Raw genomic sequence first — 25,352 nt, 5'->3', positions numbered from 1 at the left:
CTACCCGGGAGGTGCCCGATGAGCGCCAGCGCCTGGTTCGCCCTTTCGCTGCTGGTGCTGGCAGCGGGCGTCGCCCTGCTCGGCATTGCCGGCTGGGTGCGCAGCCATCGCGAGCACCGCACCTCGGCCGCGCTGAAGACCGCCCTGCAGCCGCGCGAGGAAGCCCGCGACACCGAGGCCACGCGCCGCGACTCGCTGGGCTGGCTCGAGCGCTTCGGGCGCTCGCTCAGTGGTGGCCGCCTGGAGGCCGCGCTGCTGGCCAACGAGGACAGGCTGCTGCTGGACCTGGCCGGCTGGAACACGCGCCGCGGCACCGCCATCTATCTCGGCCTGCGCCTGTTGCTTGCGCTGCTGGTGCTGGCGCTGGCGCTGGCGTTCAGCAGCGCGCACGGTCTGGCCAGGGTGATGGTGGTGATCGGTGCGCTGGCGGCCGGGCTGCTGCTGCCCAAGTTCGTGCTGTCGTCGTGGGTCAAGCGCCGCCGCCGCGCGGTCGAGAACGAACTGCCCTTGCTGATCGACCTGCTGCGCCTGCTGCAGGGCGTGGGCTTCAGCATGGACCAGAGCCTGCAGACGCTGGGCGACAAGCTGCGCGATGCGTTGCCGGTACTGGGCGGCGAACTGCAGGAAGCCAACGTGGCCTACACCCACGGCCGCACCCGCGCGCAGTCACTGCGGCGCTTGAGCGAGGTCTACGCCGATGACGACCTGGCCAGCCTGATGCAGCTGATCCTGCAGGTGCATGCGCACGGCGGCGCCGTGCAGGAACCGCTGCGCCAGTTCAGCATCCGCCTGCGCGAGCAGCGCCGCAACACGTTGAAGGAAAAGGTCGGCAAGCTCTCGGTGAAGATGACCGTGGTGATGATGCTGACCCTGTTGCCGGCACTGATGCTGGTGCTTGCCGGTCCAGCGCTGGTCGCGCTGGCCACCACCATGTCCAAGATGGGATCGCCCTGATGCCCGCCCTGCGCACCCCCTGCCTGCTGCTTGCCGTCGCCCTCGCCACCCTGGCCAGTGGCTGCGCATCGACCACGCCGAAGTACGTGCGGGCGCCCAGCCTTGCGCCGCCGGAGCCCGATCCGCAGGACAGCCGCAACACCTATCTGGAGCTGATCGAGCGCATGCAGCAGCAGGGCGCCTGGTATGCCTCGCTCGCCCACGTGGAGGCCTTCCGCCAACGCTATGGTGATCGCCCCGCCCTGCGCCTGCTGCAGGCCGACGCCCTGCGCGAGACTGGCCAGAGCGACGCAGCGGTCGCGCTGTATCGCGAGCTGTCCAGCGGGCCGCAGGCCGCCGCGGCCGCCCACGGCCTGGGCCTGATCGCTGCACGCCGCGATGACGACGCCGGCAGCGAACAGGCGCTGGCGCGCGCCACGCAACTGCAGCCCTTGAACACCGACTACCTGGGCGACCTGGGTTATGCGCGGCTGCGCGCCGGCCAGTTCGACCAGGCGCGCGAGCCGCTGGCCAAGGCCCTGGAACTGTCGCCAGGCAACGCCAAGGCCACGGCCAACCTCGCACTGTGGGCGCTCCTGCGCGGCGACCAGGCCACCGCGGAGCGCCTGGCGGCACAGGCCAACCTCAACGACGAAACGCGCCGCAGCATCCAGCAGCAGGCCCAGCAGATCCGCACGCGCCTGCAGCAGCGGCAGGCGGCGGCCGCCGTCAACGCCCCTGCGCCTGCGTCCGCGGCCAGCAGCGAACACGGCGCCCGTGCGTCGGGCAGCACCCGGCTGGCAGCCGAACCACACCGCGAAGCACGTGACGAGCGCGATCCGCAGCGCCTGCCACCGTCGATGCTGGAACGCTTCAGCACCACCGAACACCCGACCGGAAGCACACCATGACTGCGATGCGCCTGACCCGACGCCTGTTGCCCGTGCTGTCCTGCCTGCTTGCTGCCGGTGCCGTGCAGGCCCAGCAACAGCCATTGACCGGACAGATGCTAGGTGGCCCCTTGCCGTCGGCACCGGCCGCAGCACCGATGCAGGCCGAGCCGCTTCCCACCGTGGAGCTGGCCGCACCCGCCGCATCCGCGGCGGTGGCAGCGGTGCCACCGGCACTCCCCGCAACCGACGGTGCCCCGCCGGCAACACCGCGTGCGCGCCTGCAGAGCGGCGAAGCCACCCGCAACCTGTTCCGCCTGCAGGCGTCGGGACAGCAGGCCGGCCAGCGCCTGCCGATCCTGGGTGACCAGGCCACCCTGAGTTATGCGCGTTACCTGAAGAGCTTTGAACACGAGATCCCGGACTTCTTTGAGACCGATGTTGCCCGGTCCAAGGATGCCTCCTCCTCCGGACGCTGAGGTAGGCCATGAAACGCCCACGCCAGTTCAGTTTCGGCCGCGCACGCGGCGGCATGTCGGTCACCATGATGCTGGTCATGCTGGCCTTGCTGGCGATGCTGGGCCTGATCGAGATCGGCTATCTGTTCTGGGCCAAGCGCGATGCGCAGAAGGTTGCCGATCTGGCCGCACTGGCCGGCGCGCAGCGACTGGAGTTGTGCAGCGCGGACAACAGCGACAACAGCGCCGCCCGGCAAAGCGCACTGGCCCAGAACAGGTTCGCAGGCACCTTGCAGGTCCGCTGCGGCAACTGGAGTGCCAGCCGCGGTACCAGCAACCGTTTCGTCACCAGCGTTGATGCCAGCAACCCGCGCAATGCGGTGCAGGTGATCGCCGAGCGCAGCGTGCTGCCCTTCTTCGGCCAGAACACCAGCCTGCCGACCGTCAGCGTGCAGGCGGTCGCCCGCCGCTCGGAGCCCACGGCGGTGTTCGCGGTGGGCTCGCAGCTGCTGCGCACCAATGGCGATTCCGTACTGCTGTCGACCCTGCGCCTGGTCGGCCTGGATGTCAGCAGTGCCACGGTGCTGTCCTATGACGGTCTGGCGCAGGCCAACGTCACCCCATCCGGCCTGCTGAAGGCACTCAACATCCCGGTGAGCGCCAACCTCAGCGTGGCCGATTTCAACCGCCTGCTGTCGGTCAACAAGATCTCGCTGGCGCAACTGGTCGATGCCACCGCCACCGTGGTCGGCCGTGACTCGACGGTGGGCGTGCAGCTGCGCGCCCTGTCCGACCTGGTCGCAACCCAGCTGGACATCAACAAGCTCAACATCGTGCTCGGCAGCCAGGCCGGCGGCGGCGGGCTGTTCGCGGAAGTTGTCTCACCCGACGGCACCGTCGGCAGCGCACTGGAATCGAAGATCAACGTGCTCAACCTGATCAGCACCGCCATCTCCATCGCCAACGATGGCAACGGCGTGACGATCAAGGGGCTGGACCTGCTGGGCATCAACATCCAGGGCGGCGTGGTCGAGCCGCCGTCGATCGCCATCGGCGGCGTCGGCACCCGCGCCTACAATGCGCAGGTGCGGCTGATGGTGGACGTGGACAGCAACAACCTGTTCGCGCTTGGGCCGCTGCTGAACCTGCTCGGCACGCGCCTGCACCTGCCGCTGCACGTCGACGTGGCCAACGGCATGGGTACCCTGACCGGCATCCAGTGCGGCGGCAGTCCCCCCAAGGCCACCATCCAGGTCGATTCATCGGTGCTGCGTGCCTGCGTCGGCAACGTCGACCCCGCACAGCGATTCTCCAAGGCCAATGTCTGCGACGCCACGCTGCAGAACGAACAGCTGTTGAAGCTGCTGGGCCAGCCGCTGATCAACGACAGGATCACCCTGCCCGCCCTCACCGGCTCACAGAACCTGACCCTGGCTGCGGGTGAGGCCGGCTCGACCCGGATCAATCCGCTCGCGATCGGTGACGCAGTGTCGAGCCTGGTCAACGAGCTGCTGCGGGTGCTGTCGGGCATGCTCAGCTCGCCCAAGCAGGGCATGAGTGCCAACGACACGGCCAAGGCGCTGGCCGATCGTTACCTGCAGGCGGCCTTTCCCACTGGCGGACGCTACAACGTCGACCAGGTCATCCCGCTGCTGCGCGATGGCGATCCGGCACGCAACCTCGCCCCGCTGGGCAACTGGACGGTGAAGAATGGCGTCCCCAAGCCCTGCCTGCTGGGCCTGACCACCTGCTGGGAAGACGGTTCGGTGTGGACCGGTTACAGGACGACCGTCACCGGCCAGGGCCTGGGCCTGCTCGATGGCCTGCTCGGCTCGCTGGTCGGCGGCCTGCTGATCAACCGCTGCGACAGCCTGCTCGGCAACCTGATCGACTACAACGGCTGCGTGCGCAACAACCTGGCGTCGTACATCCAGACCGCGCCGGCGGGTTTCCTCGATGGCGCCAGTGGCAGCGGCGTCGCCAACCCGGACGGAAGCGTCAGCTGCAGCGGCCTGCTGTGCACCGTGCTGAAGCCGATCCTGGCCGCACTGCGACCGGTGCTCAACAGTGTCGGCACTCTGCTGACCAACCTGCTGGCCAGCGTGCTGGGCCTGGAACTGGGCCGGACCGACGTCAACGTGCAGTCGATCCAGTGCAGCGCGGCACAGCTGGTCTATTGAAATCGCGCCGTGACCGCCGCCCTTGGCGGCGCCCGCGCCCATGCTAGACTCCCGGCGGGGAACCCACCTTCATCTCAACCCACACTCATCCGTGGATGGTCTAGACATGCGAGAAACTTCAGGGGGCGCGGTCTTCGCCCGGCACGCGCGCAACGCAGCAGTGCTGGCCGTGGCCATGATGCTGGTGGCACCGGCGGCGATGGCCGCGCGTGGCGACCGCGAGGCTGCAGCCGAACCGGCGCGCAGCGCGCCGGTGGTGCGCAATACCGTGGACGAGCTCAAGCAGTTGATGGATTCGCGCCAGCTGACCGAGCTGCGCACCACCTACAACGGCAACTACGGCGCCAGCCTGCTGTTCAACGCCAATACCCTGACCTACTACGTCGCCCTGTTCCAGGAGAAGAACTTCTGGCGGGTGATCAAGACCGATGCGGTGGACAACGCCGAACGTGTCTACCGCACCTTCGCGCAGCAGTCCGAGCAGCTGGCCCAGGTCTACATCGACACCACGCGCCTGGAAGCCGGCAAGCGCTACACCGAGCGCCTGGTGGCCTACAACGAAGAACGCCTGCGCACCTTGCAGCAGGAAATGGAACAGCAGCAGGCACAGTCGGCGCAGGTCAGCGCCGCCCTGCAGCAGGCCCAGCAGCAGGCAGTCAGCCTCAGCACCGATGTGCAGAGCACCAACAGCCAGCTGGACGCCCTGCAGCGCCGCATCCAGATCCTGCAGGCCGAACAGGGCAACCCGGAGTTGAGCCTGCCCAAGCCGGACAGCGTGCCCTCGCCGGCACCGGCCGCCACCAGCGACGGCCGCTGAGAGCTGCACTCACGGCATTGCACACGACGGCGCCCCAGGGCGCCGTTGTTGTTTTCGGCGCTTCAGTGCACCACTTCACTGGCAGGCGTCGTAGACCGCGTCATCCAGCTGCCGGCGCTGCACGAAATCCAACCGCCGACGTTTGAGCAGCGCCTGTCCGCGCTGGCGGCGCACACGCTCGCAGGCCGCCGCATCCGTACTGATCGTGATCAATGCGCCCTGCGCCCGGACGGCACGACGCGGGCGACGCGACGGCTTCGATGGCGTGACTGCGGGAACCACCGCCCCACGGGACAATGACTGCTCCGCCGGGACATCCCAGCGCCACGCCGCCCGGCCCTGGCAGGGTGTCTGCTGGTAGACCGGATGCGGTCCATCCACGCATTTGTAGACATTGGTCTGAGCCGGCGCGGCCATCGGCAACAGCAGGCACAACAGCAGGGACCATCGCGTGGCGGGCATCCGGGCATTCCACAGGCGGGCTGCGGACATCCTCGGCGCGCGACTCGGGTCCCGCCAGAGCGATATGCGTCACATCCTCTGCAATCCAGCACAGCGGTGCAAGTCCGTCGCCGACACCTGCGCTGTACTGCCGAAGGCACCGGCAGCCTGCCGGTGCCTTCCCTCCCTTCCGCCAAGGAACCTGCAATGAGCAACTTCGTCACCGTCGCCGACGGCGCCCGCATCTTCTACAAGGATTGGGGCAACGGCCAGCCGATCGTGTTCGCCCACGGCTGGCCGCTGTCGTCCGATGCCTGGGACCCGCAGATGCTGTTCATGGGCCAGAACGGTTACCGCGTGATCGCCCACGACCGCCGCAGCCACGGCCGTTCCAGCCAGACCTGGGACGGCAACAACATGGACACCTACGCCGACGATCTGGCTGCAGTGATCGAGGCGCTGGACCTGAAGGACGCGATCCTGGTCGGCCATTCCACCGGCGGCGGCGAAGTGGCCCACTACATCGGCCGCCACGGCAGCACGCGCGTGGCCAAGGTGGTGCTGGTCGGCGCCGTGCCGCCGCTGATGCTCAAGACCGCCGGCAACCCGGCCGGCACCCCGCTGGAGGTCTTCGACGGCATCCGCAAGGGCACCGGCGGCGACCGTTCGCAGTTCTTCAAGGACCTGACCACCCCGTTCTTCGGCGCCAACCGCGATGGCAACACGGTCACCCAGGGCATGCGTGATGCGTTCTGGCTGCAGGGCATGCTCGGTGGCGTCAAGGGCCAGTACGACTGCGTGCACGAATTCTCGGAAGTGGATTACACCGAAGACCTGAAGAAGATCGACGTGCCGGCACTGGTCGTGCACGGTGATGACGACCAGATCGTCCCGTTCGATGCCTCGGCCAAGCTCTCCTCGCAGATCATCAAGAATGCCGAACTGAAGGTATACGCCGGTGCCCCGCACGGCCTGACCATCACCCACGCCGAGCAGTTCAACGCCGACCTGTTGGCGTTCGCGCGCAGTTGATGCGCCGCGGCGGCACTGTAACGGTGCCGCCGCCCCTTCGATCGCAAAAAGGGGACGGAGGGGATTAAGTCGTTTGTGCACAAACGACTTAATCCCCTCCGTCCCCTTTTTTTTCAGATGTCGGTGTGGTGATGCGGCACAGCGACAGGCAGCGGGTCATGCCCACCCACGAAGTGGCGCACCACCGGCGCACGCTCACCGCGATGCAATCCGCGCAGCACTTCCTGGATCGCCCTGTCGTCGGCGGTGATGCGTTCGTGCTGGCGCAGGTGCTCCAGCCACGACGGGGTCACGAAATACTCCAGGTGGATGCCTGGACTGGCCACGTCCTCGACCACGCCCCAGACCACGGCGCCATCGCGGCGGCGGATGGTGCCCAGTGTGCGCATCTGCGCCTGGAACGCGGCGCGATCAGCATCGTCAATGCGGTACTCGATGGTCACCAGCACCGGGCCTCGATCATTGGATACCGGTACCGACAGTTCGGGGGCTGGCCAGTGCCCCGCCGGACGTAGGTTCAGGTCTTCGGTGCCGGCGATGCGCACGCGCCACACCAGCAACCCGCCGATGACCGCACCCGCGGCAGCCACCAGCAGGGCCAGCTCCGGCGAGGTGCGCTGAGCCAGTGCGCCCCAGCTCAGGCCGCCGGCGGCCATGCCGGCAGAGAACACCATGATGTACAGCGCCAGCGCACGCGCACGCACCCACGCCGGCACTGCGGTCTGCGCCGCGATCTGCAGCGACGACAGCACGGTGATCCAGGCAAAGCCATTGACCAGCATCACCAGCGGCAGCACGTACCAGCTTCGGGTCAGCGCCAGCCCGACCAGGCTCATGGCCAGCGACAGGGTCGCCAGCAGCACCAGCAGGTCGCGATCCAGCTGCGCGCGCAGCTTCGGCAGCAGCAGCGCACCCCCCACCGCACCGATGCCGATGCAGCCGAGCAGCATGCCGTACTGGCCCGCCCCGCCCTGCATCTGCCCACGCACCACCACCGGCAGCAACGCATTCATCGCTGCGGCGAAGAAGAAGAAGCCGACCGACTTGATCAGCACCGCCTGCAACCGCCCGGCGCGGCTGGCATAGCGCAGGCCCGCTTTCAGGCCCGCACCGAAGCCTTCCGGCGGCAGGCTGGACTGCTTCGGGTCGCGCTTCCAGCCCCACACCACGAACAGCATCGCGGCGAAGGTGATGGCGTTGAAGCCGAAGGCCCAGACCGCACCGAGCTGGGCGACGATCACGCCGCCGATGGCCGGGCCGATCGAGCGCGCGATGTTGATGCCGATCGAGTTCAGCGCCACCGCCGAGGCCAGCATCGGCTGTGGCACCAGTTCGGACACGATAGCGGCCTGCGCCGGCATCGCCATCGCCGCACCGCAGCCCATGCAGAAGGTCAGCAGCACCAGCAGCTGCGGGGTCAGCATGTCCATCGCGGTCAGCGCCGCCATCACGGCGGCGACCAGCAGCATCCAGCCCTGGGTGGCCAGCAGGTACCTGCGGCGATCAACGATGTCGGCCAGGGTTCCGGCGGCCAGTGCCAGCAGCACGATCGGCACGGTGGTGGCCGACTGCACCAGGGCCACCATCAACGGCGAGCCGGTACGTTCGGCCATCACCCAGGCGGCGGCCACGTCGTTGACCCAGGTGCCGATGTTGCTGGCCAGGATCGCCAGCCAGATCGAGCGGAACATCTGGATCTTCAGTGGGGACCAGGCGCCTGCGGCCTGTGCGGGGGGTTGCGACGCGGTTGCGTTCACCATTGCCATGCTCCAACGATCGAGGCGAACAGCGTGTCCCGGCCGCCGGCCTGCTTCAGTGCAGGCCCGGCATCGACCCAGGCCAGCTGCAGCTGCCATTGCCAGTGTTCGCTGGCCTGCCAGCGGGTTTCGGATTTGTACTGCGTGCCGATGCGGCGCGCGCCGCCGGCGCTGCCCGGCAACGCCACCAGCGGTGCCGGCGTGGTGTAGACCGCATCGGCGCGACGATGCTTCCAGGCCATCTGTACGCCCAGTTCCGTGGTCAGCGCGTCGTGCAGGCGCAGTGTCAGGGTCGGCTGGACGTCCATCAGGTTGGCCGGGGCCAGCAGGCTGGCCTCGCTGAAATAGGCCGACTTCGGGAACAAGGCATTGAAGGTGCCCAGGCGGCCGTCGTGCAGATTGCCATCGCCACTGGCGATGTCGGCCTTCAGCCCCAGACGCGGCTGCAGCGGCAGGTCCGTCCAGCGCCACCCCGTATCGGTGGCCAGCGTCCAGGCGTGGATAGCGAGCGTGCCGGCGGTCGTTCGCAGTTCACCGCCCTGCGCCACCAGCTCGCTGTTCCAGTCCAGTGCACCAGCCTGGCCGAACCAGCGCGCGCCCAGGGTCTGCCGACGTTCGGTGCCGCTGCCGGCGGCAAAGCGCGCGCCGTCGCGACGGTAGTCCAGCAGGTACAGATCCCACTGTCCCGCGCCCCGCCCGCGTGCCGTGGTGGCATAGGCACCCCACAGGTGGGCGCCGTGTTCGCCGCGATCATCGAGGGCACCCGGTCGGTTCTCCAGCGGACGCAGCGCCATCAGTTCAAGCGTGCCGGATCTACCCTTCCAACCCACGCGCGCACCGTCGAACGCCAGGCGGATGTTCGGCCCATCGCGCACCGACAACAGCCGCGAGCTGCCATAGCCGGCTTCCTGCCGGCCGAGTTGCAGATGGAAGCCACCGCGCTGCCAGCGCCAGTACGCCTGCTGCACGTCCAGCGCGCTGCGGTCGGTGCGGCCGGGTCCACCTGCCTTGCCATTCTCGGCATGCACGCCCAGCTGCACCCGTGCCTGCCAGTTGTCCTCGACATACGTGGCCGACGCCAGTGCACGCAGCAGACCGTAGCCGTCTTCACTGCCGCCGATACCGAATCGGGCCGGGTCGTAGTACATGCCCCTGAAGCGCAGCGAGGCGTCCCACTGCAGTTGCCCGGTGCCCATGTCGGTGCGGCGGCCGGTGTCACAGGCCAGCGCCATCCACGGCATGGCCAGCAGCGCCAGGCTCAGAACGCGAAGCACGAGCATCCCATCGCACCCCAGAAGGCGCTCAGGTCGTCGGTGGGCGCCGCGTGCTGCGCGGCATGGCCGTGAGCACCATGCGTACTACAGGCCACGCCGTGATGATGGCGATGCGCGGCGGCCAATCCGGTGGCGGCACCGCCAACGTGGTAGCCACCGAAGCGGTTGACCGGCGACCAGTCCGGCATCGCCGGCGGCAGCTGCGGCGCCAGGCCGGCGTAATCGCCGTCGGCGTGCACGATGCGGCCGCCGACCACGGTCAGCAGGCTGGTGATGTCGGCGATCTGCGCGTCATCAACGCGGAAGAAGTCGGCCGAGAGCAGGATGAAGTCGGCCAGCTGGCCCACCTTCAGCGTGCCCTTCACCGCTTCGTCGCCGGAGAACCAGGCGCTGCCCTGGGTCCACAGGCGCAGCGCCTGTTCGCGCTCGAGCAGGTTCTCATCGCCATACAGGGCCAGCCCGCCCACGGTGCGCCCGGTCACCAGCCAGGACAACGCCACCCACGGGTTGTAGCTGGCCACGCGGGTGGCATCGGTACCGGCACCGACCGGCACGCCTTCGGCCAGCATGCGCTTGACCGGCGGCGTGTGCCGCGCCGCCTGCACGCCGTAGCGCTCGACGAAGGCTTCGCCCTGGTAAGCCATGCGGTGCTGCACGGCGATGCCGCCGCCCAGCGCGCGGATGCGTTCGATGTTGCGCGGGGTGATGGTCTCGGCGTGGTCGATGAACCAGTGCAGGCCATCGAACGGCACCTCGCGGTTGACCTGTTCGTACACATCGAGGATGCGGGTGATGCTCTCGTCATAGGTGGCGTGGATGCGGAACGGCCAACGCTTCTCGACCAGCAGTTTCACCACATCGTGCAGTTCCGGTTCCAGCTCAGGCGGCAGTTCCGGGCGCGGCTCGTTGAACAGCTCGAAGTCGGCCGCGGAGAACACCAGCATTTCGCCAGCGCCGTTGTGGCGCAGCAGGTCATCGCCCTGGCGCGGCTGCAGTATCTCGCTCCAGCCGCGGAAGTCGTCCACTTCCTTGCCCTTGTTCTGGGTGAACAGGTTGTAGGCGATGCGCACCGTCAGCTGGTCATCGCGATGCAGCTGCTCGATGACCTGGTAGTCCTCGGGGTAGTTCTGGAAACCACCGCCAGCGTCGATCACCGAGGTGATGCCGAGCCGGTTCAGTTCACGCATGAAGTGGCGCGTCGAGTTGGCCTGGTATTCGATCGGCAGGCGTGGCCCCTTGGCCAGCGTCGCATACAGGATCAGCGCGTTGGGCTTGGCCAGCAGCAGCCCGGTCGGGTTGCCCAGCGAGTCACGCACGATCTGCCCGCCCGGTGGATCCGGCGTGTCCTTGCTGTAGCCGCAGGCGCGCAGCGCGGCGCGGTTGAGCAGCGCGCGGTCATACAGGTGCAGCAGGAACACCGGCGTATCCGGCGCAATGTCGTTGAGCTCCTGCAGCGTCGGCAGGCGCTTCTCGTTGAACTGTGCGGCAGTGAAGCCACCGACCACGCGCACCCACTGCGGTGCCGGGGTGCGGTCGACCTGGGCCTTCAACATGTCCAGCGCGTCGCCCAGCGAGCGCAAACCGTCCCAGCGCAGCTCCAGGTTGTAGTTCAGGCCACCGCGGATCAGATGGGTATGGCTGTCGTTTAGGCCGGGCAGCAGGCGCCGGCCCTGCGCGTCGATCAGGGTCGCTTCATTGCCCCAGCCGCGCATGATCTCCTCATCGCTGCCGACAGCGACGATGCGGCCCTCCTGCACGGCCAATGCCTGCGCGTGCGGCTGCTGCGGGTCGAGTGTGGTGATGCGGGCATTGCGGATGACCAGCGTGCTCATGCGACGCTCCTTGGAAGTGGAATCGAGTGCGGCAGCGGCGCGACCGGCCAGGCCGAGCGCAACCGCGGCACCGCTGGCCAGCACCACGTTGCGGCGGCCGTGGTCGAGGGGATCGTGACTCATGCGAAAGCTCCCGGAAGTCGTGGACCGTCCAGCGCCCAGGCCCCCGGCCCGGCCAGGGCGATGGCCAGCAGCACCGTGGCCCACATCAGCGGGTACTCACTGCCGCCGCGCATCCAGAACCAGCCCCTGGGCAAGGCCAACAGGACGGTGAAGCCGATGAAGGCAGCGGCGGCAAGCGCGGCGATGCGGGTCTGCCAGCCCAGCAGCACGGCCAGCCCGGACAGCACCTGCAGCAGGGACAACAGCAGCGGCAACGGCGCCACTGCCGGCAGCCCGAAACCGCGCAGCTCGGTGGCGAAGCCGGCCAGCCCCGGTCCGCCGAACCAGCCAAACAGCTTGCCCAGCGCGTGCGGCAGCAGGAAGCCGCCTGCCGCCACCCGCAGCATCAGCAGGGCCAGGTCGAGGCCGTGGCCGTGGCCGTGGCCGGCCAGCATGCTCAGTGCCCGCCTTCCTGCGCGCCGAACATGCGCTTGGCGTACTGGATGCCGATGCCATAGCCGCCGGCGTGGTCGCGGGCGATGCCGGTGGTCAGGTCGTAGGTTTCACCGCGTGCCCAGTCACGCTGCAGTTCAAGCAGGTACTGCACGCTGGTCATCGGCACCGCGCCGGCCTGCACCATGCGGGTGATCGCACGCTCGTGCGCTTCTTCGCTGACATCGCCACAGGCGTCGGTGATCACGTGGACCTCGAAGCCCTGCGCCAGCGCCGACAGCGCCGGACCCACGATGCAGACACTGGTCCACAGGCCGGCAAGAACCAGCCGGCGCTTGCCGATGCGGTTGATCTCATCGATTACCGGCTGGTCTTCCCAGGTATTCATCGAAGTGCGGTCGAACACCGGCTGGCCCGGGAAGATCTGCGGCAGTTCCGGGAACATCGGGCCGGAGAATGACGTCTCGGCCACCGTGGTCAACACGACCGGCACGTTGAACCCCTTGGCCCCCTTGCTGATCAGCGACACGTTGTTGCGCAGCGCGGAGATGTCGATCGTGTGGGTAGCAAATGCCATCTGCGACTGGAAGTCGATCAGCACCAGGGCATGGTCGGTGGGCGACAGCAGGGCCGGGGCGGGCGTGGCGGTGGCAAGGCTCATGGGTGGACTCCGTGGGAAACGTGATCAGGGGGAAGCAGCAGGGCCGCATCGCCGGCCCGATACTGGCCGGGGCTGCAGCCGGTCTCGGCGCGGAAGCTGCGGACGAAATGGCTCTGGTCGAAGAAGCCCAGCTGCTGGGCCAGGCACGCCATCGGCAGCTGCGCGCTGGGCAGCAGTTGGCAGGCACGCTGGATGCGGCGGCGGCGCACGTAGCGCAGCGGGCTGGCACCGGTGCCGCTACGGAACAGGCGCACCAGGTGGAAGCGGCTGACACAGGCAGCCTGCGCCAGCTCTGTCACCCGCAGCGGCTGCGACAGGTGCTCATCGACATAGCGCAGGGCGCGCTGCAGTGCGGCGGCCTGCTGCGGGGCAAGCGGGGTGGCGGACGGATCGGACGGACTGACGGTGGCCATGCGGGGCGCCGCGAGGGGGTGGCCCATGGTGCGTGGCCGGCGCACGATGCCCTACCCCCGTCGGTCGAGGCCGGCACCTACCCGAATGGGGGAGGCCGGCGGCCGAGCAGGCGGCGCCCGAACAAGCGCGCATCCACCGAGTAGGCGCCCGGCCCCAGCATCAGCAGCGCCGGTGGCAACGCCACCAGCGGCCACGGCGCCTGCTGCGCGAACATGGTCGCGGCTGCCATCAGGGCCGCCAGCGGCGTCAACACGCCCAGCACGAGCATGGCCGCCGCCAGCCCGCACAGCACCGCCCCCCAACCAGCATGCGTGCCAGGCGCGCACAGCGCGGCGGCCAGGCACAGCCGCAGCCACAGCAGGCCGACGCCCGGACCGCGATCAGGAAACATCACGAACAGGCGCTGCATGGCCGGGCTCCAGGGGACATGCCGGCGTGATAGCCGACCACGGCGGCCACTGCCTACCCCGTTCGGGTCACCCCGGACTGCCCCGCACCTGCCAGAATGCGCGCCATGCGTGGCCGCCCCTTCCCGTTGCAACGTCACCTGCGGACGCTGCTGACCTGCCTGCTGCTGTTGACCGCCCTGCCCGCCCTTGCCGTGCAGCGCCCGCCGGTGAGCGGCGGGTTGCCCGATTACGAGCACACGGCCTGGCGCGTCGGCCAGGGCGCCCCCGGTGACATCTGGGACATCACCCAGGACCGCGATGGCCTGTTGTGGCTGGCCACCGGCTCAGGGCTGTACCGCTTCGACGGTCGTCGCTTTGAACGCCAGGCCGCTCCCGCGGGCAGCCATTTCCCGTCCACCAACATGGTCACCCTTGCGCGGGGCCGCGACGATGCACTGTGGATCGGCTACTTCCAGGCCGGCATCAGCCAGTTTGCGCGCGGCCAGCTGCACAACTACGGCCGCGACCAGGGCGTGCCGGTGGGTGTGGTGCCACACTTCAGCCAGGACCGTGACGGCCGGCTGTGGGCCGCGATCAATGGTGGACTACGCCAGTTCACTGGCCAACGCTGGCAGCCGCTGCCCGCTGGCATGGGGGTGCCGGAACATCGCGTGCAATGGCTGCTGCACGACAGCCGCGGCACCTTCTGGGTACTGGCCGACCTGAAGATCTGGGTGCGCGCGGCCGGCCAGGCGGCCTTCAAGGACACCGGCATCGCCGTTTCGCAGATGGCGACGCTGGCCGAAAGTCCGCAGGGGGAAGTGTGGCTGGCCGACCGCGTGCGCGGTACGTCGCCGCTGGCCAACGCACGAGGCCTGCTGCCGGACAGCGAGCGCGAGGCACGGCGGTTGCCGGAGCTGGTGGCGGCGCGCCTGCAGTTCACTGCCGATGGCGCGCTGTGGGCAACGATGAGCCCGCATGGCGGTGTCGCCCGGGTCACCTTCGATGGCGACCGCGCCATACGCATGGAGCGCTTCGATTCGCCGCACGGGCTGACCGCCACCTCGGCCGTGCCGATCATCGTTGATCGCGAAGGCAATCTCTGGGTCGGCACCAATCTCGGCCTCAACCGCTTCCGCGCGCGCAGCGTGCACACGCTGGCGGTTGGTCCCAGTGATCCCTACCGCTCGCTGGTGCGGGCCAGCGATGGCCATGTGTATGGCTATGGCGAAGACCTCAAGCCCTACGACCTCGAGCGCACCCTGCTCGATGGCAGCGCCACGCAGCTGCAGGCCGCCGCGCGCCAGGCAGCTGCCCCGATCTGGCAGTTCGACTGGGTCAACCTTGCGCGCACCGTGGCCGGCCGCACCACGCGGATTCCGCTGCCTGCGCCGTTCACCGGGCAACCACTGCATGCCCTGCTGTTCCCCGACGACGAACAGGCCTGGGTCTGCACCGGCGAACGGGGGGTGCTGCACTACCAGCAGGGCCAGTGGCAACGCGAACGCCGCCTGCCCGAACAGGCCTGCTCGTCACTGGCGCTGGATGCCAACGGCCAGCTGCTGCTCGGCTATGCAGACGGCCGGCTGCGCCGCATGGGGGCGACGCAGATCGAAACCTTCGACGCCAGCCACGGCCTGTCGGTCGGGCCGATCACGGCGGTACTCGATCATCAGGACCTCCTGCTGGTAGCCGGCGAGGCCGGATTGGCCGTGCGCCCGGGCAATGGCCGGTTCGTTCAGGTGAGCACCGACATGGCCGGCGTCATGGAAGGCATCACCGGCATGGTGGCCGATGCGAATGGCTACCTCTGGCTCAATGGCAGTCGTGGCCTGGTCCGGCTCGGGAGCGATCAGCTGCGGCGCGCACTGCGCAGCCGGCAGCCGGTGACGCCCCGCCTGTTCGATGCGGTGGATGGCATGCCGGGCATCGCCCTGCAGAGCGGACCGATCTCCACCACCGCGCTGGCCAGCGATGGCCTGTTGTGGCTGGCCACCAACCAGGGCCTGGCCTGGCTGGACACCACCCGCTCGCACGTCAACACCATGGCGCCCAGCGTGCACATCGGCGACGTGCTGTATGGCAGTGAACACCAGCCACTGCGCGACGGCCTGCGCCTTCCGGCCGGCACCAGCCAATTGCAGATCGATTACGTGGCGCTGTCGTTGGCGCGCCCGGAGCGCAACCGCTACCGCTATCGCCTGTCCGGGGTCGACGACGGCTGGCAGGATGCCGGCAGCAGCACGCGCGCGTATTACACCAACCTCGCACCGGGCAATTACCGGTTCGAGGTGGAAGCCGCCAACGAAGACGGCATCTGGAGCACTGCACCCGCCAGCCGCACCTTCCGCATCGCCCCTACCTTCATGCAGACCCTGTGGTTCAAGCTGCTGTGCGCCGCCGCGGTGCTTGCGCTGCTGGTCCTGGCGGTGCGCATCCGCAGCGGGCAGCTGGCTGCACTGTTCCGTGCGCGCCTGCAGGAACGCCATGGCGAACGCGAACGCATTGCCCGCGACCTGCACGACACGCTGCTGCAGGGCAGCCAGGGCCTGATCCTGCGGCTGCACGCGATCAGCCAGTCGCCGCAGACCCCGGACAGGGTGCGCGGCCAGCTGGAATCGGCGATGCAGCTGGCCGAACGCAACCTGGCCGAGGGCCGGGAGCGGGTCAACGCACTGCGCGACGGTCCTTTCGCGGGCCGCGACCTCGCTTCGGCGCTGGCCGATGTTCACGCCGAATACGCCGGGCACGGCACCAATCCGCTGCGCCTGACTGTGGAAGGCGCAACACCACCGCTGCAGGCCGATGCCGCCGAGGAGGTGTTCCTGATCGGCCGCGAGGCCATCCGCAATGCACTGCGCCACGCCAATGCCAGCGCCATCGAGGTAGAGCTGTCCTACGGCGCGCGGTGCTTCCTGCTGCACGTGCGCGACGATGGCGTCGGCATCGCCGACGAAAATGCCGGGCATGGCCATTGGGGCCTGCAGGGCATGCGTGAGCGCGCGCAGCGCCTCGGCGCGGAGCTGCGGCTGTGGACCCGCCCCGGGCTGGGCACTGAAGTCGCGCTGGCGGTTCCCGCCCGTCGCCTGTATCACCGCCGCCCATCGCGTTGGCGCTGGCCCTGGAGTAGAAGCCACCATGACTGAGTCCCCTGCCCCGATCGGCGTGCTGGTGGTCGACGACCACCCGCTGCTGCGTGACGGCCTGGCCGCGCTGTTGGGCGCCCATTCCGACCTGCGCCTGCTCGGCGAGGCCGCCGATGGCGAGGAAGCCATCGAGCGCTATCAGCAGCTGCAGCCGGACGTGGTGCTGATGGACCTGCAGATGCCACGCCTGGATGGTGTGGAAGCCATCGTGCGGATCCGCGCGATGGACCCGCGTGCGCGCATCATCGTGCTGACCACCTATCGCGGTGACGTGCGTGCGGTACGGGCGCTGCAGGCCGGCGCCAGTGCGTACCTGTTGAAGGACATGCTGCGCCACGAGCTGGTCGATACGATCCGCATGGTCGCTGGCGGCCGGCGCGCACCGATACCACCGGCAGTCGCTGCGAGCATTGCCGCACATGTGGTGGAGGACCGGTTGTCGCCGCGCGAGACCGAGGTGCTGCGGCATGTGGCCGGTGGCCTGTCGAACAAGCGCATCGGCGAGCGCATGCAGATTTCCGAGCAGACGGTGAAGGCGCACATGAAGAGCCTGATGGACAAGCTCGGGGTGGGTGATCGCACGCACGCGGTGACCCAGGCGCTGCGGCGCGGCATCATCAGCCTGGACGACAGCGGTCACGATTAGGGGGTTGTTCGGCAGGGCTTGCAGCCCTGCACCCGCTACGCGCTGGAGCAACAGCAACAGCAACAGCATGGATTCCGTGGGATGGCGGGGCGGTGTCGGACTGCGGGGACCTGCAAGCTTGGCAGCCGCATCCATGCGGCTGACACCCCGCACTCCGACACCGCCCCACCTCTGACGGATTCCGATGGCGTTTGGTAGGTGTCGACCTTGGTCGACACTTCTGTCAGATATCGAAATCAATCAGGGGTCAGATCCGTTTTCCTTCGGAAAACGGATCTGACCCCAAGAGCCGTTCCAACAGACCGCAGGAACCTGTCGAAGGCTACTGAAAATCCGCTGTTTGCGCTGTTGCCGGCCAGCGGCCGGCACTACCGCAGGTGCAGGGCTGCAAGCCCTGCCGAACACCACCCCTACTTCAAACGCAGCAGCAGACTGCCGCCCGCGCACATCACCGCCAGCCAGGCCACGCCGTGCCACCCCCACTGCGCCAGCGCCAGGCTGCCCAGCGCACCGCCAGCGGCCATGCCGATGAACATGCCGGTGAACAGCAGCGCGTTGAGCCGGCTGCGTGCCGGCGGCACCAGGCCATAGACCAGCGTCTGGTGCGCCACCAGCGCCGACTGGAAACCGAAGTCGAACAGCAGCGCACTCACCACCAGCAGCGGCAGCAGCGCGGCGGCCGGCAGCCAGGCTTCGGCCAGCAGCAGGCCGAAGCCCAGCAGCGCCACCGCGATCGCCAACCGCGCCACGGCATGGCAACCCAGGCGATCAGCAAAACGTCCTGCGAACGGTGCGGCCAGCGCACCGGCCGCACCCGCAATACCGAACGCACCCGCCGCCGCACTGCCCAGGCCCAGGCGGGCATGCAGCATCAGCGCCAACGTCGACCAGAATGCGCTGAAGCCGACCGCCAGCAACGACTGGCTCGCCACCGCGCGGCGCAGCTGCGGCTGCTCGCGCCACAACTCCAGCAACGAGCCCAGCAACGCCGGATAGCGCAGCGTGCTGGTCGGTGCGAAACGCGGCAGCGCACGCGCCATCACTGCGCCCATCGCCGCCACCGATACCGCGGCCAGCACGAACTGCGTGCGCCAACCCCATGCCTCGGCCACCACGCCACTGACCACGCGCGACAGCAGGATGCCGAGCAGCAGGCCGGTCATTACCCGGCCGACGATCTGGCCGCGCTGTGCATCCGGCGCCAGCACCGCAGCGGCCGGCACGATGTCCTGCGCCAGCGTGGCCATCAACCCGACCAGCAGGCTGGCCATCAGCAGGCCCGGCAGGTGCCCGGCCATCGCTGCGGCGCCCAGTGCCAACGCCAGCAGCGCGGACTTCAACAGGATCAGGTGGCGGCGGTCGAAGCGGTCGCCCAACGGTGCCAGCAGCAGGATGCCCAGCGCGTAGCCGAGCTGGGTCAGGGTCGGCACCAGCCCGGCGGCGCGCTCACCTGCGCCAAGGTCCTGCGCGATCAGGCCCAGCATCGGCTGGCTGTAGTACAGCGAGGCGACCGAAAAGCCGGCGCCGGCCGCCATCGCCAGCACCAGCGGGGTGGAAGGCGCGTTCGCGGGTGCGACGACGGACAGCGAAGGGGTAGACATGGGGGAGTCCGGTGGAGGAAGTGGGCGTATCCTGCCCGTATTCGCCATGCGTCTGTAGTAGGCTCCTGCACATATACTTCATACGTGACACGCATGAATGACCTCGCCACCGGCGCCGATCGCCTGGATCTGCTGCGCACCTTCCTGCGCATCGTCGATGCCGGCAGCCTGTCTGCCGCCGCCGTGCAGCTGGGCACCACCCAGCCGACGGTCAGCCGGCGCCTTCAGGCACTGGAGCGGCAGCTCGGCCTGCGCCTGCTGCAGCGCTCCACCCATGGCCTGCAGCTGACCGAAGATGGCCTGCGCTGCCAGCGCCATGCGCAACGCGTGGTCGACGAATGGGAGTCGCTGCAGGCCGAACTGCACGGCGAACCGGAAACGCTGCGCGGACGCCTGCGGGTGATGGTGCCGCATGCCTTCGGCCAGGCGCAGCTGCTGCCGACCATGCTCGCGTTCCTCGCCCAGCACCCACAGCTGAGCCTGGAGTGGATCCTGGAAGATCGCCGCCCGGATTTCATCGCCGAAGGCATCGACTGCGCGGTGCGGGTGGGACCGGTCGACGAACCGCGCATGGTCGCACTGCCGCTCGCCGAAGTGCCGCGCATCGTCGTGGCAGCGCCCTCGCTGGTGCAGGCCACCGCGATCAGCACACCAGAACAGGCGCAGGCACTGCCGTGGATTTCACTGGTCACCTACTACCGCGAACGCCTGCTGCTGCATGACGCGCAGGGGCGTGCGCATACCCTTTCGATCAGCCCGCGCCTGCTCAGCGACAACCTGTTCGTGGTGCAACAGGCCGCATGTGCTGGGCTGGGTGCAGCGGTGGTCTCGGCCTGGCTGGTGGCCGGAGACCTCGCACAAGGGCGGCTGGTGCAGCTGCTGCCGGACTGGCAGGCGCCGGCGCTGCCGGTACACGTGGTATTTCCCGCCGCGCGCCAGCAGCCGCCACGGCTGCGCGCCTTCATCGATGCGATGAAGGCCGCACTGCCGCAGCTGCACGGAATGCGGCCGGCACCGCGTTAGGTCACTGGCCGCATCATCCACGCATGGCGTGGATTCCGTCCAACCCCATAGGGTCGGATCCCTTCCCACCGGGAAGGGCTCTGACCCTGTCGATCACTGCGTCTTCGCCGCCTCGGCATTCCACGCCGCCACCTTGGCCTTGGTATCAGCCAACATCTTGTCCAGCGCGGCGCGGTCATACACGTTGCCACGCAGGATCACGCTGTCGATCTTTTCGGTGGCGGCAATGTCCTGCAGCGGGTTGGCGGTCAGCAGCACCAGATCGGCGGCCTTGCCTTGAGCAACACCCCCGTAACGATTCATCTGGCCGAACCAGGCCGGGCCGGAACGGGTCGCCGCCGACAGCGCCTGCGGCGCGCTCAAGCCTTCCTTCACGAACAGCTGCAGCTCCTGGTGCAGGGCGATGCCCGGGAAGTTGAACGAGTTGAGGAAGCCCGCATCGGTGCCGGCGATGATCGTCACGCCGGCTTCCTGCAGCATCGGCAGCACGGCGGCCACCTGGTGGTACTGCGCATGGCGCGCTTCGATCTGCGCTGGCGTTGCCTTGGCGGCACGTTCAACGCGCCACTGGTAGGTCGCGCGCAGGCCCGGGCCGATGTAAGCCAGGTACGGATCGTTCGCGTGGTCATCCTGGTCAAGGAAATCGAGGATGCGGCCACCGTTGAGGGTCGGGGTCACGAACACGCCGCGCCTGGCGAAATCGCGGTAGGCACGCATCGCCGTATCGCGGTCGAAGCTGGCGTCGAGGCGGCGGTTGGCTTCGGCGCGGTCGATGCGGCCGGCACCGAAGTCGCCGGCAATCTGCGCCTCGTCCTTGCTCCCGGCCTTGAATGCGTAGTCCAGATGCTCGATCGAGGCCAGCCCGGCATCGACCGCCTGCTCCACGGTCAGCGCCATCGGGATGTGCCCCGACGCCTTGAATCCGGCATTGCGCGCGGCACTGGCCGAGTACAGGAACAGTTCCGGCTTCAGCGTGCTGTCGGTGATCTTCACGAAATCGACCTTGTCGTGCTGCAGGCGGGTGATCGCCTTGTCGACGTCGGCCTTGCTGCCCACTTCGATCGTGCCCTTCCAGACCGGCTTGAGGCCTTCGATCTTCGCGCCCGAGCTGAGCAGCCGCGGACCGAACAGCGTGCCCTTGGCAATTTCCCCGCGCCACTGCAGCACCTGCTCGGGAAGGTCGCCGGAACAGTCACGCACCGTGGTGATGCCGTGCGCGATGTACAACGGCAGCAGTGCCTTGTTCTCTTCGATCAGCGCCGGGCCACCACCAAAGTGCACGTGCATGTCCCACAGGCCCGGGATCAGGTACTTGCCCTTGGCATCGATCTGGCGGGCCGCACTCCATTGGCTGCGCAGCTGCGCGTCCGGGCCGACGGCGACGATGTCCTCGCCACGGATCACCACGCTCTGCCCGGCCCGGGTACTGGCGTGCTCGACATCGACCACGGTGGCATTGCGGATCAGCAGGTCGGCGCGCTCGCCGGCAGACGCCGACAGCGGTGCCACCGCAAGGAGGATGGCAAGGGACAACGGACGGGAACGGAACATGGACAGCATCCTGATGGGCACGCCCAGCGTGCGGGTGGACGGGGTTTGCATTCAGCGCACCGCGCCGTGCTGGCGCAGCAGGGTCTCAATTCCGGTATAGCCGCGCTGGCGCGCATGCGCCAGCGGCGTCACGCCGTCGCCGTCGGCCAGCTCCGGGTCGGCACCGGCCTCCAGCAGCAACTGCACGATCTGCAGGTGGCGCGCACCGCCATCGCCGAGCAGGATCGCTTCCAGCAGCGCGGTCCAGTTCAGGCGGTTGACATGATCGACCGCCACACCGGCACGCAGCAGCGTGCGCACGGTGGCGACATGGCCGCGCTCGGCGGCCGGAATCAGTGCGGTGCCGCCGTAGCGATTGGTACTGCGCAGATCGGCGCCATGCGCCAGCGTCATCGCCAGGATCTCATCCAGGCCGCGCGCGCCGGCATACAGGTAGGCGCTGTCCTGCAACACATCCTTGGCATTGACGTCGGCACCGGCTTCGATCAGCTCGCGCGCGGCATCCACGTTGTTGCCCTGCGTGGCCAGCAGCAACGCCGTGCGACCCTGGCCATCGCGCGCCTCCAGCGTGGCGCCATCCTCTATCGCCTGCCGCACCGCATCGGCGTCGCCGCGGCTGGCGGCATCCCGCAGGCGCGCGTCTGCGTCGGCCCGGGACGTGGCGGTGCAGGCGGGGGTGACCATGGCCAGCAGGCACAACAGCAGCACGCGCGTGAACGGCGCAGGCCAGCCAGCGGAATGATGGACGCGCATGACAGTGTCTCCTCATGTCCGTCGCCACGGAACGCCGTGCGACGGTAGCAACAGCCGGGCATTGCCGGCCCCTGCCCTGCATGGTAGAAGTCGGCCTGGGTATCCAGAAGTGAAATGTTCAAATGCAAGACAGTGCCAAATCGAATAGAACCCTGTTCGAACTGGACCTGCTGCGGGCGCTGGTGATGGTGGCCGACTGCGGCAGCTTCACCACGGCCGCCACCCGCCTGCATTCGACCCAGTCCACGGTCAGCCAGAAGGTGCGCCGCCTGGAAGAGCTGGCGGGGCATCGCCTGCTCGAGCGCGGCCACCGCGACGTGCATCCCACCGACGCCGGCCACACCCTGCTCGGCTATGCGCGGCGCATGCTCGACCTGAACGAGGAAATGGCGCAGGCGCTGGCCGGCGCCACCGTGGAAACCGCGGTGCGCATCGGTGTCCCCGAGGACTTCGTCAACGCGCAGACCACACGCATGCTGGCCGCTTTCAGCCGCCGTCACCCGCAGGTGAAGCTGGAAATCAGCAGCGGCCTCAGCCGCGACCTGGCGCACGGCTTCGACCACGGTGAACTGGATCTTGTGCTGGTCAAGCAGCGGCGCAACAGCCGTCAGGCGGTGCACTGCCGCCGCGAGCCGATGCACTGGATCGACAGCCTGCGCAGCAGCTGCCTGCAGCAGGACCCGCTGCCGCTGGTCACCTTCCCGCCGCGCGGGCTGTACCGCGACGAGATGATCCACGCCGTGGAAGCGCTGGGCCTGCGCTGGCGCATCGCCTTCACCAGCTCGTCGCTGAGTGGCATCCAGGGCGCCGTGGCCGATGGCATCGGCATCAGCCTGCTGCCCCGCCGCGCGGTCGCCCGCGATCATCGCATCATCGATGGTGAGCGCGACCTGCCGGTGATCGACAACTACGAAATCGGCCTGCTGCATCGTGCGGACGCCGACGATGCGGTGCGCGCGCTGGCCAGCGAGCTGTGGCGGCAGGTGCAGCGCGAACCGGATTGACCACTGCAACTGCGGTAGCGTGGGCCGCTGGCCGGCAGCCGCGACGGCAACATCGTCCCGCGTGGGGTCAGATCCGTTTTCCGAAACGGATCTGACCCCGAAGCGAAATCCGCGCATTGACCATCGAAAGCTGATCACGCCTGTCGCGCGGAAGTCACGGCTCTGCCGCTAGAGTGCCTCCTGTTTCCGTGCTCCACGGCATCGTGTCATGTCCGACGAAATCCCCGCCCGCTTCGACCCCCTGCCCGCCGCCCTGCAGACGCACCTGCAGCACCAGCGCTCGCTGATCGCCGCGCGCGTCGCCGCCGGCTTCCCGACGCTGCCGGTGCAATGGCCGCTGGCGGCCAGCACGCTGCAGCGCGTGATCGATGCCGAGCTGATCGAGCCTGACGACTGCGATGGCTGGGAAGCGCTGGGCGTGGCGTTCGGTGACACCCTGGCCCAGCGCGTGCCGGGGCTGGCCTGGATGCAGGTCACCGACGCCTGGGGCATCGATGCAGTGCTGCGTTATGCCGACAGCAGCCTGCAGATCGGCGCCAGCACACTGCTGCTCAAGCGCGTCGAACAGGGCGAAGTCATCGACATCGCCCACCTGCTTGCGTGGCTGGAAGCGTTCGTCGCTACCCGCGCCGACGATTACGCCTGACGACACATCGAGATGGATCCATGCCATCCGTGGATGAATGAGACCACGCGATGGCTCCCTCCACGCACGGCGTGGATCTACAACCAGCGGCCGTCAACCACCACCCGGCGCTCCACCGGCACCCCGGCCACGGCCGCCGGGCCATGGTCCGCACGCACGGCCACGAACGTCGCCGGCCGGCCTTCGGCGATGCCGTGCTGCGGCAGCCCGATCACCTGCGCGCCATGGGTGGTGACCATGTCCAGCGCCAGCATCAGGTCGCCATCGGTGTAGAAGCCCGAGCGGTAGCCCAGCAGCATCGCGCGCTGCAGCAGGTCGCCGTTGCCGTACGGCCACCAGCAGTCGCGGATGTTGTCATTGCCGGCGAACACGCGCACGCCGGCGTCGTGCAATGCACGCAGCGGCGGGAACGGATGGTCGCCCGGCGCGTTGCTCATGATCGCAACGTCCGCCGTGGCCAGTGCTTCACCCACCTGCAGCGCGCGCGCCAGCGGCACGTCGCCCAGCGAGTAGGCATGGCTGACCGCAACGCGTCCCTGCAGGCCGGCGGCACGGGTGCGTGCGGCGATGCGCAGCAGCTGGGCCAGTCCGGTTTCGCCGGGCTCATGCAGGTGGATGTCCAGCTGCACGCCATAGCGCTCGGCCAGGCCGAACAGCAGGGCCAGCTGGCCTTCGGCATCGCCGTCGAGCGTGGTCGGATCTATGCCGCCCAGCACCTCCACCCCTGCGGCAAGGGCCTGCTCCAGTACGGCGGCGGTGCCGGGACAGGACATCACCCCGGCCTGCGGGAACGCCACCAGCTGGATCCGCATGATGTCGGCGCAGCGCAGCGCGGCCTCGCGCACTGCTTCGAGATGACGCAGGCCGGTGCTGCCGTCGACATCGACGTGACAGCGCATCGCCACCGTGCCGAAGCGGCTGCACTGGCGGATCAAGGCCTCGGCACGGTCCACCATTGGCGCCGCGCCCGCCACCGCGGCCTTCTCCACCGCCAGCCGCTCACGCAGGCTGTTCACCGGCTGATGCGGGTGCCAGCGGTCGCCGACAAAACTCTTGTCCAGATGGATGTGGCCGTCGACCAGCCCGGGCAGGACTGCGAAGCCCTGCAGGTCGACGCATTCCGCTCCGTCGGCCGGCGAGGCCTCGCCATTGAGGCCACTGATGCGGCCGCCACGGATGTGGAAATGCAGTGGCGCGCCGTAGCGGTCTACACCGCCATGGACGAACTGAAGCGTCATCGGAAACTCCCGGAAAGCCAAGTCATGGCGCCATCCTGAGCGCTGGCACTGCCATCGGCCAAACGAAATATCTGGATGCCATACATTCATCAGAACGATGAATGCCGCCGC

Annotated in this window: 23 protein-coding genes; 11 read left to right on the top strand and 12 right to left on the bottom strand. The window is 68.6% G+C overall.

Annotation, left to right across the window (positions count from 1 at the left end):
• The first annotated feature begins 18 nt into the window (after positions 1 to 18).
• The 5 genes from E5790_RS18485 (at position 19) to E5790_RS18465 (ending at position 5,278) form a co-directional block, all read left to right on the top strand.
• Positions 19 to 954 (top strand): type II secretion system F family protein, encoded by a 936-nt coding sequence (locus E5790_RS18485; protein ID WP_014647461.1) that lies wholly within the window; start codon positions 19 to 21, stop codon positions 952 to 954.
• Positions 954 to 1,844 carry a Flp pilus assembly protein TadD gene (locus E5790_RS18480; protein WP_111205567.1) on the top strand — a complete coding sequence of 297 codons (891 nt, stop codon included), beginning with the start codon at positions 954 to 956 and terminating at the stop codon, positions 1,842 to 1,844. Before E5790_RS18485 ends, E5790_RS18480 begins: the two co-directional genes overlap by 1 nt.
• Positions 1,841 to 2,302, top strand: coding sequence for a DUF3613 domain-containing protein (locus E5790_RS18475; RefSeq protein WP_049440896.1), 462 nt, complete (start codon positions 1,841 to 1,843; stop codon positions 2,300 to 2,302). Before E5790_RS18480 ends, E5790_RS18475 begins: the two co-directional genes overlap by 4 nt.
• Before the next feature lie 8 nt (positions 2,303 to 2,310).
• Positions 2,311 to 4,461 carry a TadG family pilus assembly protein gene (locus E5790_RS18470; protein WP_049440899.1) on the top strand — a complete coding sequence of 717 codons (2,151 nt, stop codon included), beginning with the start codon at positions 2,311 to 2,313 and terminating at the stop codon, positions 4,459 to 4,461.
• A 106-nt stretch (positions 4,462 to 4,567) separates the two neighbouring features.
• Positions 4,568 to 5,278 carry a DUF2968 domain-containing protein gene (locus tag E5790_RS18465; protein ID WP_014647465.1) on the top strand — a complete coding sequence of 237 codons (711 nt, stop codon included), beginning with the start codon at positions 4,568 to 4,570 and terminating at the stop codon, positions 5,276 to 5,278.
• A 75-nt stretch (positions 5,279 to 5,353) separates the two neighbouring features.
• Here the strand turns inward: E5790_RS18465 and E5790_RS18460 are convergent, their stop codons facing one another.
• Positions 5,354 to 5,740, bottom strand: coding sequence for a hypothetical protein (locus tag E5790_RS18460; RefSeq protein ID WP_014647466.1), 387 nt, complete (start codon positions 5,738 to 5,740; stop codon positions 5,354 to 5,356).
• 186 nt (positions 5,741 to 5,926) lie between these two features.
• Here E5790_RS18460 and E5790_RS18455 point away from each other — a divergent pair, with 186 nt between their 5' ends.
• On the top strand, positions 5,927 to 6,751 hold the full coding sequence (locus E5790_RS18455; protein WP_014647467.1) for an alpha/beta hydrolase: 825 nt from the start codon (positions 5,927 to 5,929) through the stop codon (positions 6,749 to 6,751).
• A gap of 113 nt (positions 6,752 to 6,864) precedes the next feature.
• Here E5790_RS18455 and E5790_RS18450 read toward each other — a convergent pair whose 3' ends face one another.
• The 7 genes from E5790_RS18450 to E5790_RS18420 form a co-directional block, all read right to left on the bottom strand.
• Positions 6,865 to 8,511: an MFS transporter gene (locus tag E5790_RS18450; RefSeq protein WP_049440904.1), complete on the bottom strand. Its 1,647-nt coding sequence runs from the start codon at positions 8,509 to 8,511 to the stop codon at positions 6,865 to 6,867.
• A complete protein-coding gene (locus E5790_RS18445; protein WP_111205569.1) occupies positions 8,505 to 9,788 on the bottom strand; it encodes an alginate export family protein in 1,284 nt (427 codons plus the stop codon). Before E5790_RS18445 ends, E5790_RS18450 begins: the two co-directional genes overlap by 7 nt.
• Positions 9,767 to 11,614, bottom strand: a complete 1,848-nt coding sequence (locus tag E5790_RS18440) for an amidohydrolase (RefSeq protein WP_181454183.1) — start codon at positions 11,612 to 11,614, stop codon at positions 9,767 to 9,769. The genes E5790_RS18445 and E5790_RS18440 overlap by 22 nt, the downstream gene beginning before the upstream one ends.
• A gap of 119 nt (positions 11,615 to 11,733) precedes the next feature.
• The gene (locus tag E5790_RS18435; RefSeq protein ID WP_053495060.1) at positions 11,734 to 12,171 is read right to left on the bottom strand and encodes a DoxX family membrane protein; all 438 of its coding nucleotides are present in this window, start codon (positions 12,169 to 12,171) and stop codon (positions 11,734 to 11,736) included.
• 2 nt (positions 12,172 to 12,173) lie between these two features.
• On the bottom strand, positions 12,174 to 12,830 hold the full coding sequence (locus E5790_RS18430) for a hydrolase (protein WP_014647472.1): 657 nt from the start codon (positions 12,828 to 12,830) through the stop codon (positions 12,174 to 12,176).
• Positions 12,827 to 13,243 carry an AraC family transcriptional regulator gene (locus E5790_RS18425; RefSeq protein WP_049407118.1) on the bottom strand — a complete coding sequence of 139 codons (417 nt, stop codon included), beginning with the start codon at positions 13,241 to 13,243 and terminating at the stop codon, positions 12,827 to 12,829. The genes E5790_RS18430 and E5790_RS18425 overlap by 4 nt, the downstream gene beginning before the upstream one ends.
• Before the next feature lie 77 nt (positions 13,244 to 13,320).
• Positions 13,321 to 13,653, bottom strand: coding sequence for a hypothetical protein (locus tag E5790_RS18420; protein ID WP_014647474.1), 333 nt, complete (start codon positions 13,651 to 13,653; stop codon positions 13,321 to 13,323).
• A gap of 96 nt (positions 13,654 to 13,749) precedes the next feature.
• On the opposite strand from E5790_RS18420, the gene E5790_RS18415 reads away from it, so the two are divergent.
• Both E5790_RS18415 and E5790_RS18410 read left to right on the top strand, forming a co-directional pair.
• Positions 13,750 to 16,779 (top strand): sensor histidine kinase, encoded by a 3,030-nt coding sequence (locus tag E5790_RS18415; protein ID WP_049440915.1) that lies wholly within the window; start codon positions 13,750 to 13,752, stop codon positions 16,777 to 16,779.
• Positions 16,772 to 17,425, top strand: coding sequence for a response regulator transcription factor (locus E5790_RS18410; RefSeq protein WP_014647476.1), 654 nt, complete (start codon positions 16,772 to 16,774; stop codon positions 17,423 to 17,425). The genes E5790_RS18415 and E5790_RS18410 overlap by 8 nt, the downstream gene beginning before the upstream one ends.
• Before the next feature lie 410 nt (positions 17,426 to 17,835).
• On the opposite strand, the gene E5790_RS18405 is transcribed toward E5790_RS18410, so the two are convergent.
• Entirely contained in the window at positions 17,836 to 19,026 is a 1,191-nt protein-coding gene (locus E5790_RS18405) for an MFS transporter (protein ID WP_111205571.1), read from the bottom strand.
• Positions 19,027 to 19,119: 93 nt separating this feature from the next.
• Here E5790_RS18405 and E5790_RS18400 point away from each other — a divergent pair, with 93 nt between their 5' ends.
• The gene (locus E5790_RS18400; RefSeq protein WP_014647478.1) at positions 19,120 to 20,049 is read left to right on the top strand and encodes a LysR family transcriptional regulator; all 930 of its coding nucleotides are present in this window, start codon (positions 19,120 to 19,122) and stop codon (positions 20,047 to 20,049) included.
• 93 nt (positions 20,050 to 20,142) lie between these two features.
• Here the strand turns inward: E5790_RS18400 and E5790_RS18395 are convergent, their stop codons facing one another.
• On the bottom strand, positions 20,143 to 21,600 hold the full coding sequence (locus E5790_RS18395; RefSeq protein WP_111205577.1) for an amidohydrolase family protein: 1,458 nt from the start codon (positions 21,598 to 21,600) through the stop codon (positions 20,143 to 20,145).
• 51 nt (positions 21,601 to 21,651) lie between these two features.
• On the bottom strand, positions 21,652 to 22,353 hold the full coding sequence (locus E5790_RS18390; RefSeq protein ID WP_049440918.1) for an ankyrin repeat domain-containing protein: 702 nt from the start codon (positions 22,351 to 22,353) through the stop codon (positions 21,652 to 21,654).
• 122 nt (positions 22,354 to 22,475) lie between these two features.
• Here E5790_RS18390 and E5790_RS18385 point away from each other — a divergent pair, with 122 nt between their 5' ends.
• Positions 22,476 to 23,357, top strand: coding sequence for a LysR substrate-binding domain-containing protein (locus E5790_RS18385; RefSeq protein ID WP_046431153.1), 882 nt, complete (start codon positions 22,476 to 22,478; stop codon positions 23,355 to 23,357).
• A 208-nt stretch (positions 23,358 to 23,565) separates the two neighbouring features.
• Positions 23,566 to 24,003, top strand: a complete 438-nt coding sequence (locus tag E5790_RS18380) for a DUF3806 domain-containing protein (protein WP_069118246.1) — start codon at positions 23,566 to 23,568, stop codon at positions 24,001 to 24,003.
• A 77-nt stretch (positions 24,004 to 24,080) separates the two neighbouring features.
• Here E5790_RS18380 and E5790_RS18375 read toward each other — a convergent pair whose 3' ends face one another.
• Positions 24,081 to 25,241, bottom strand: coding sequence for an amidohydrolase family protein (locus tag E5790_RS18375; RefSeq protein WP_111205572.1), 1,161 nt, complete (start codon positions 25,239 to 25,241; stop codon positions 24,081 to 24,083).
• Positions 25,242 to 25,352 lie beyond the last annotated feature (111 nt).

It is taken from the genome of Stenotrophomonas sp. PAMC25021 (assembly GCF_004795795.1).
In the GTDB taxonomy this organism is placed as follows: Bacteria; Pseudomonadota; Gammaproteobacteria; order Xanthomonadales; family Xanthomonadaceae; genus Stenotrophomonas; species Stenotrophomonas muris.
The sequence above is the reverse complement of the archived record's forward strand: the minus strand, read 5'-3'. Positions and strand labels throughout refer to the sequence as shown.

Excerpts from the sequence above, each read along its gene's own strand:
- E5790_RS18485 (WP_014647461.1), top strand. The coding sequence starts at position 19 with ATGAGCGCCAGCGCCTGGTTCGCCCTTTCGCTGCTGGTGCTGGCAGCG.
- E5790_RS18480 (WP_111205567.1), top strand. The coding sequence starts at position 954 with ATGCCCGCCCTGCGCACCCCCTGCCTGCTGCTTGCCGTCGCCCTCGCC.
- E5790_RS18475 (WP_049440896.1), top strand. The coding sequence starts at position 1,841 with ATGACTGCGATGCGCCTGACCCGACGCCTGTTGCCCGTGCTGTCCTGC.
- E5790_RS18470 (WP_049440899.1), top strand. The coding sequence starts at position 2,311 with ATGAAACGCCCACGCCAGTTCAGTTTCGGCCGCGCACGCGGCGGCATG.
- E5790_RS18465 (WP_014647465.1), top strand. The coding sequence starts at position 4,568 with ATGCGAGAAACTTCAGGGGGCGCGGTCTTCGCCCGGCACGCGCGCAAC.
- E5790_RS18460 (WP_014647466.1), bottom strand. The coding sequence starts at position 5,740 with ATGCCCGCCACGCGATGGTCCCTGCTGTTGTGCCTGCTGTTGCCGATG.
- E5790_RS18455 (WP_014647467.1), top strand. The coding sequence starts at position 5,927 with ATGAGCAACTTCGTCACCGTCGCCGACGGCGCCCGCATCTTCTACAAG.
- E5790_RS18450 (WP_049440904.1), bottom strand. The coding sequence starts at position 8,511 with ATGGTGAACGCAACCGCGTCGCAACCCCCCGCACAGGCCGCAGGCGCC.
- E5790_RS18445 (WP_111205569.1), bottom strand. The coding sequence starts at position 9,788 with ATGCTCGTGCTTCGCGTTCTGAGCCTGGCGCTGCTGGCCATGCCGTGG.
- E5790_RS18440 (WP_181454183.1), bottom strand. The coding sequence starts at position 11,614 with ATGAGCACGCTGGTCATCCGCAATGCCCGCATCACCACACTCGACCCG.
- E5790_RS18435 (WP_053495060.1), bottom strand. The coding sequence starts at position 12,171 with ATGCTGGCCGGCCACGGCCACGGCCACGGCCTCGACCTGGCCCTGCTG.
- E5790_RS18430 (WP_014647472.1), bottom strand. The coding sequence starts at position 12,830 with ATGAGCCTTGCCACCGCCACGCCCGCCCCGGCCCTGCTGTCGCCCACC.
- E5790_RS18425 (WP_049407118.1), bottom strand. The coding sequence starts at position 13,243 with ATGGCCACCGTCAGTCCGTCCGATCCGTCCGCCACCCCGCTTGCCCCG.
- E5790_RS18420 (WP_014647474.1), bottom strand. The coding sequence starts at position 13,653 with ATGCAGCGCCTGTTCGTGATGTTTCCTGATCGCGGTCCGGGCGTCGGC.
- E5790_RS18415 (WP_049440915.1), top strand. The coding sequence starts at position 13,750 with ATGCGCGCCATGCGTGGCCGCCCCTTCCCGTTGCAACGTCACCTGCGG.
- E5790_RS18410 (WP_014647476.1), top strand. The coding sequence starts at position 16,772 with ATGACTGAGTCCCCTGCCCCGATCGGCGTGCTGGTGGTCGACGACCAC.
- E5790_RS18405 (WP_111205571.1), bottom strand. The coding sequence starts at position 19,026 with ATGTCTACCCCTTCGCTGTCCGTCGTCGCACCCGCGAACGCGCCTTCC.
- E5790_RS18400 (WP_014647478.1), top strand. The coding sequence starts at position 19,120 with ATGAATGACCTCGCCACCGGCGCCGATCGCCTGGATCTGCTGCGCACC.
- E5790_RS18395 (WP_111205577.1), bottom strand. The coding sequence starts at position 21,600 with ATGTTCCGTTCCCGTCCGTTGTCCCTTGCCATCCTCCTTGCGGTGGCA.
- E5790_RS18390 (WP_049440918.1), bottom strand. The coding sequence starts at position 22,353 with ATGCGCGTCCATCATTCCGCTGGCTGGCCTGCGCCGTTCACGCGCGTG.
- E5790_RS18385 (WP_046431153.1), top strand. The coding sequence starts at position 22,476 with ATGCAAGACAGTGCCAAATCGAATAGAACCCTGTTCGAACTGGACCTG.
- E5790_RS18380 (WP_069118246.1), top strand. The coding sequence starts at position 23,566 with ATGTCCGACGAAATCCCCGCCCGCTTCGACCCCCTGCCCGCCGCCCTG.
- E5790_RS18375 (WP_111205572.1), bottom strand. The coding sequence starts at position 25,241 with ATGACGCTTCAGTTCGTCCATGGCGGTGTAGACCGCTACGGCGCGCCA.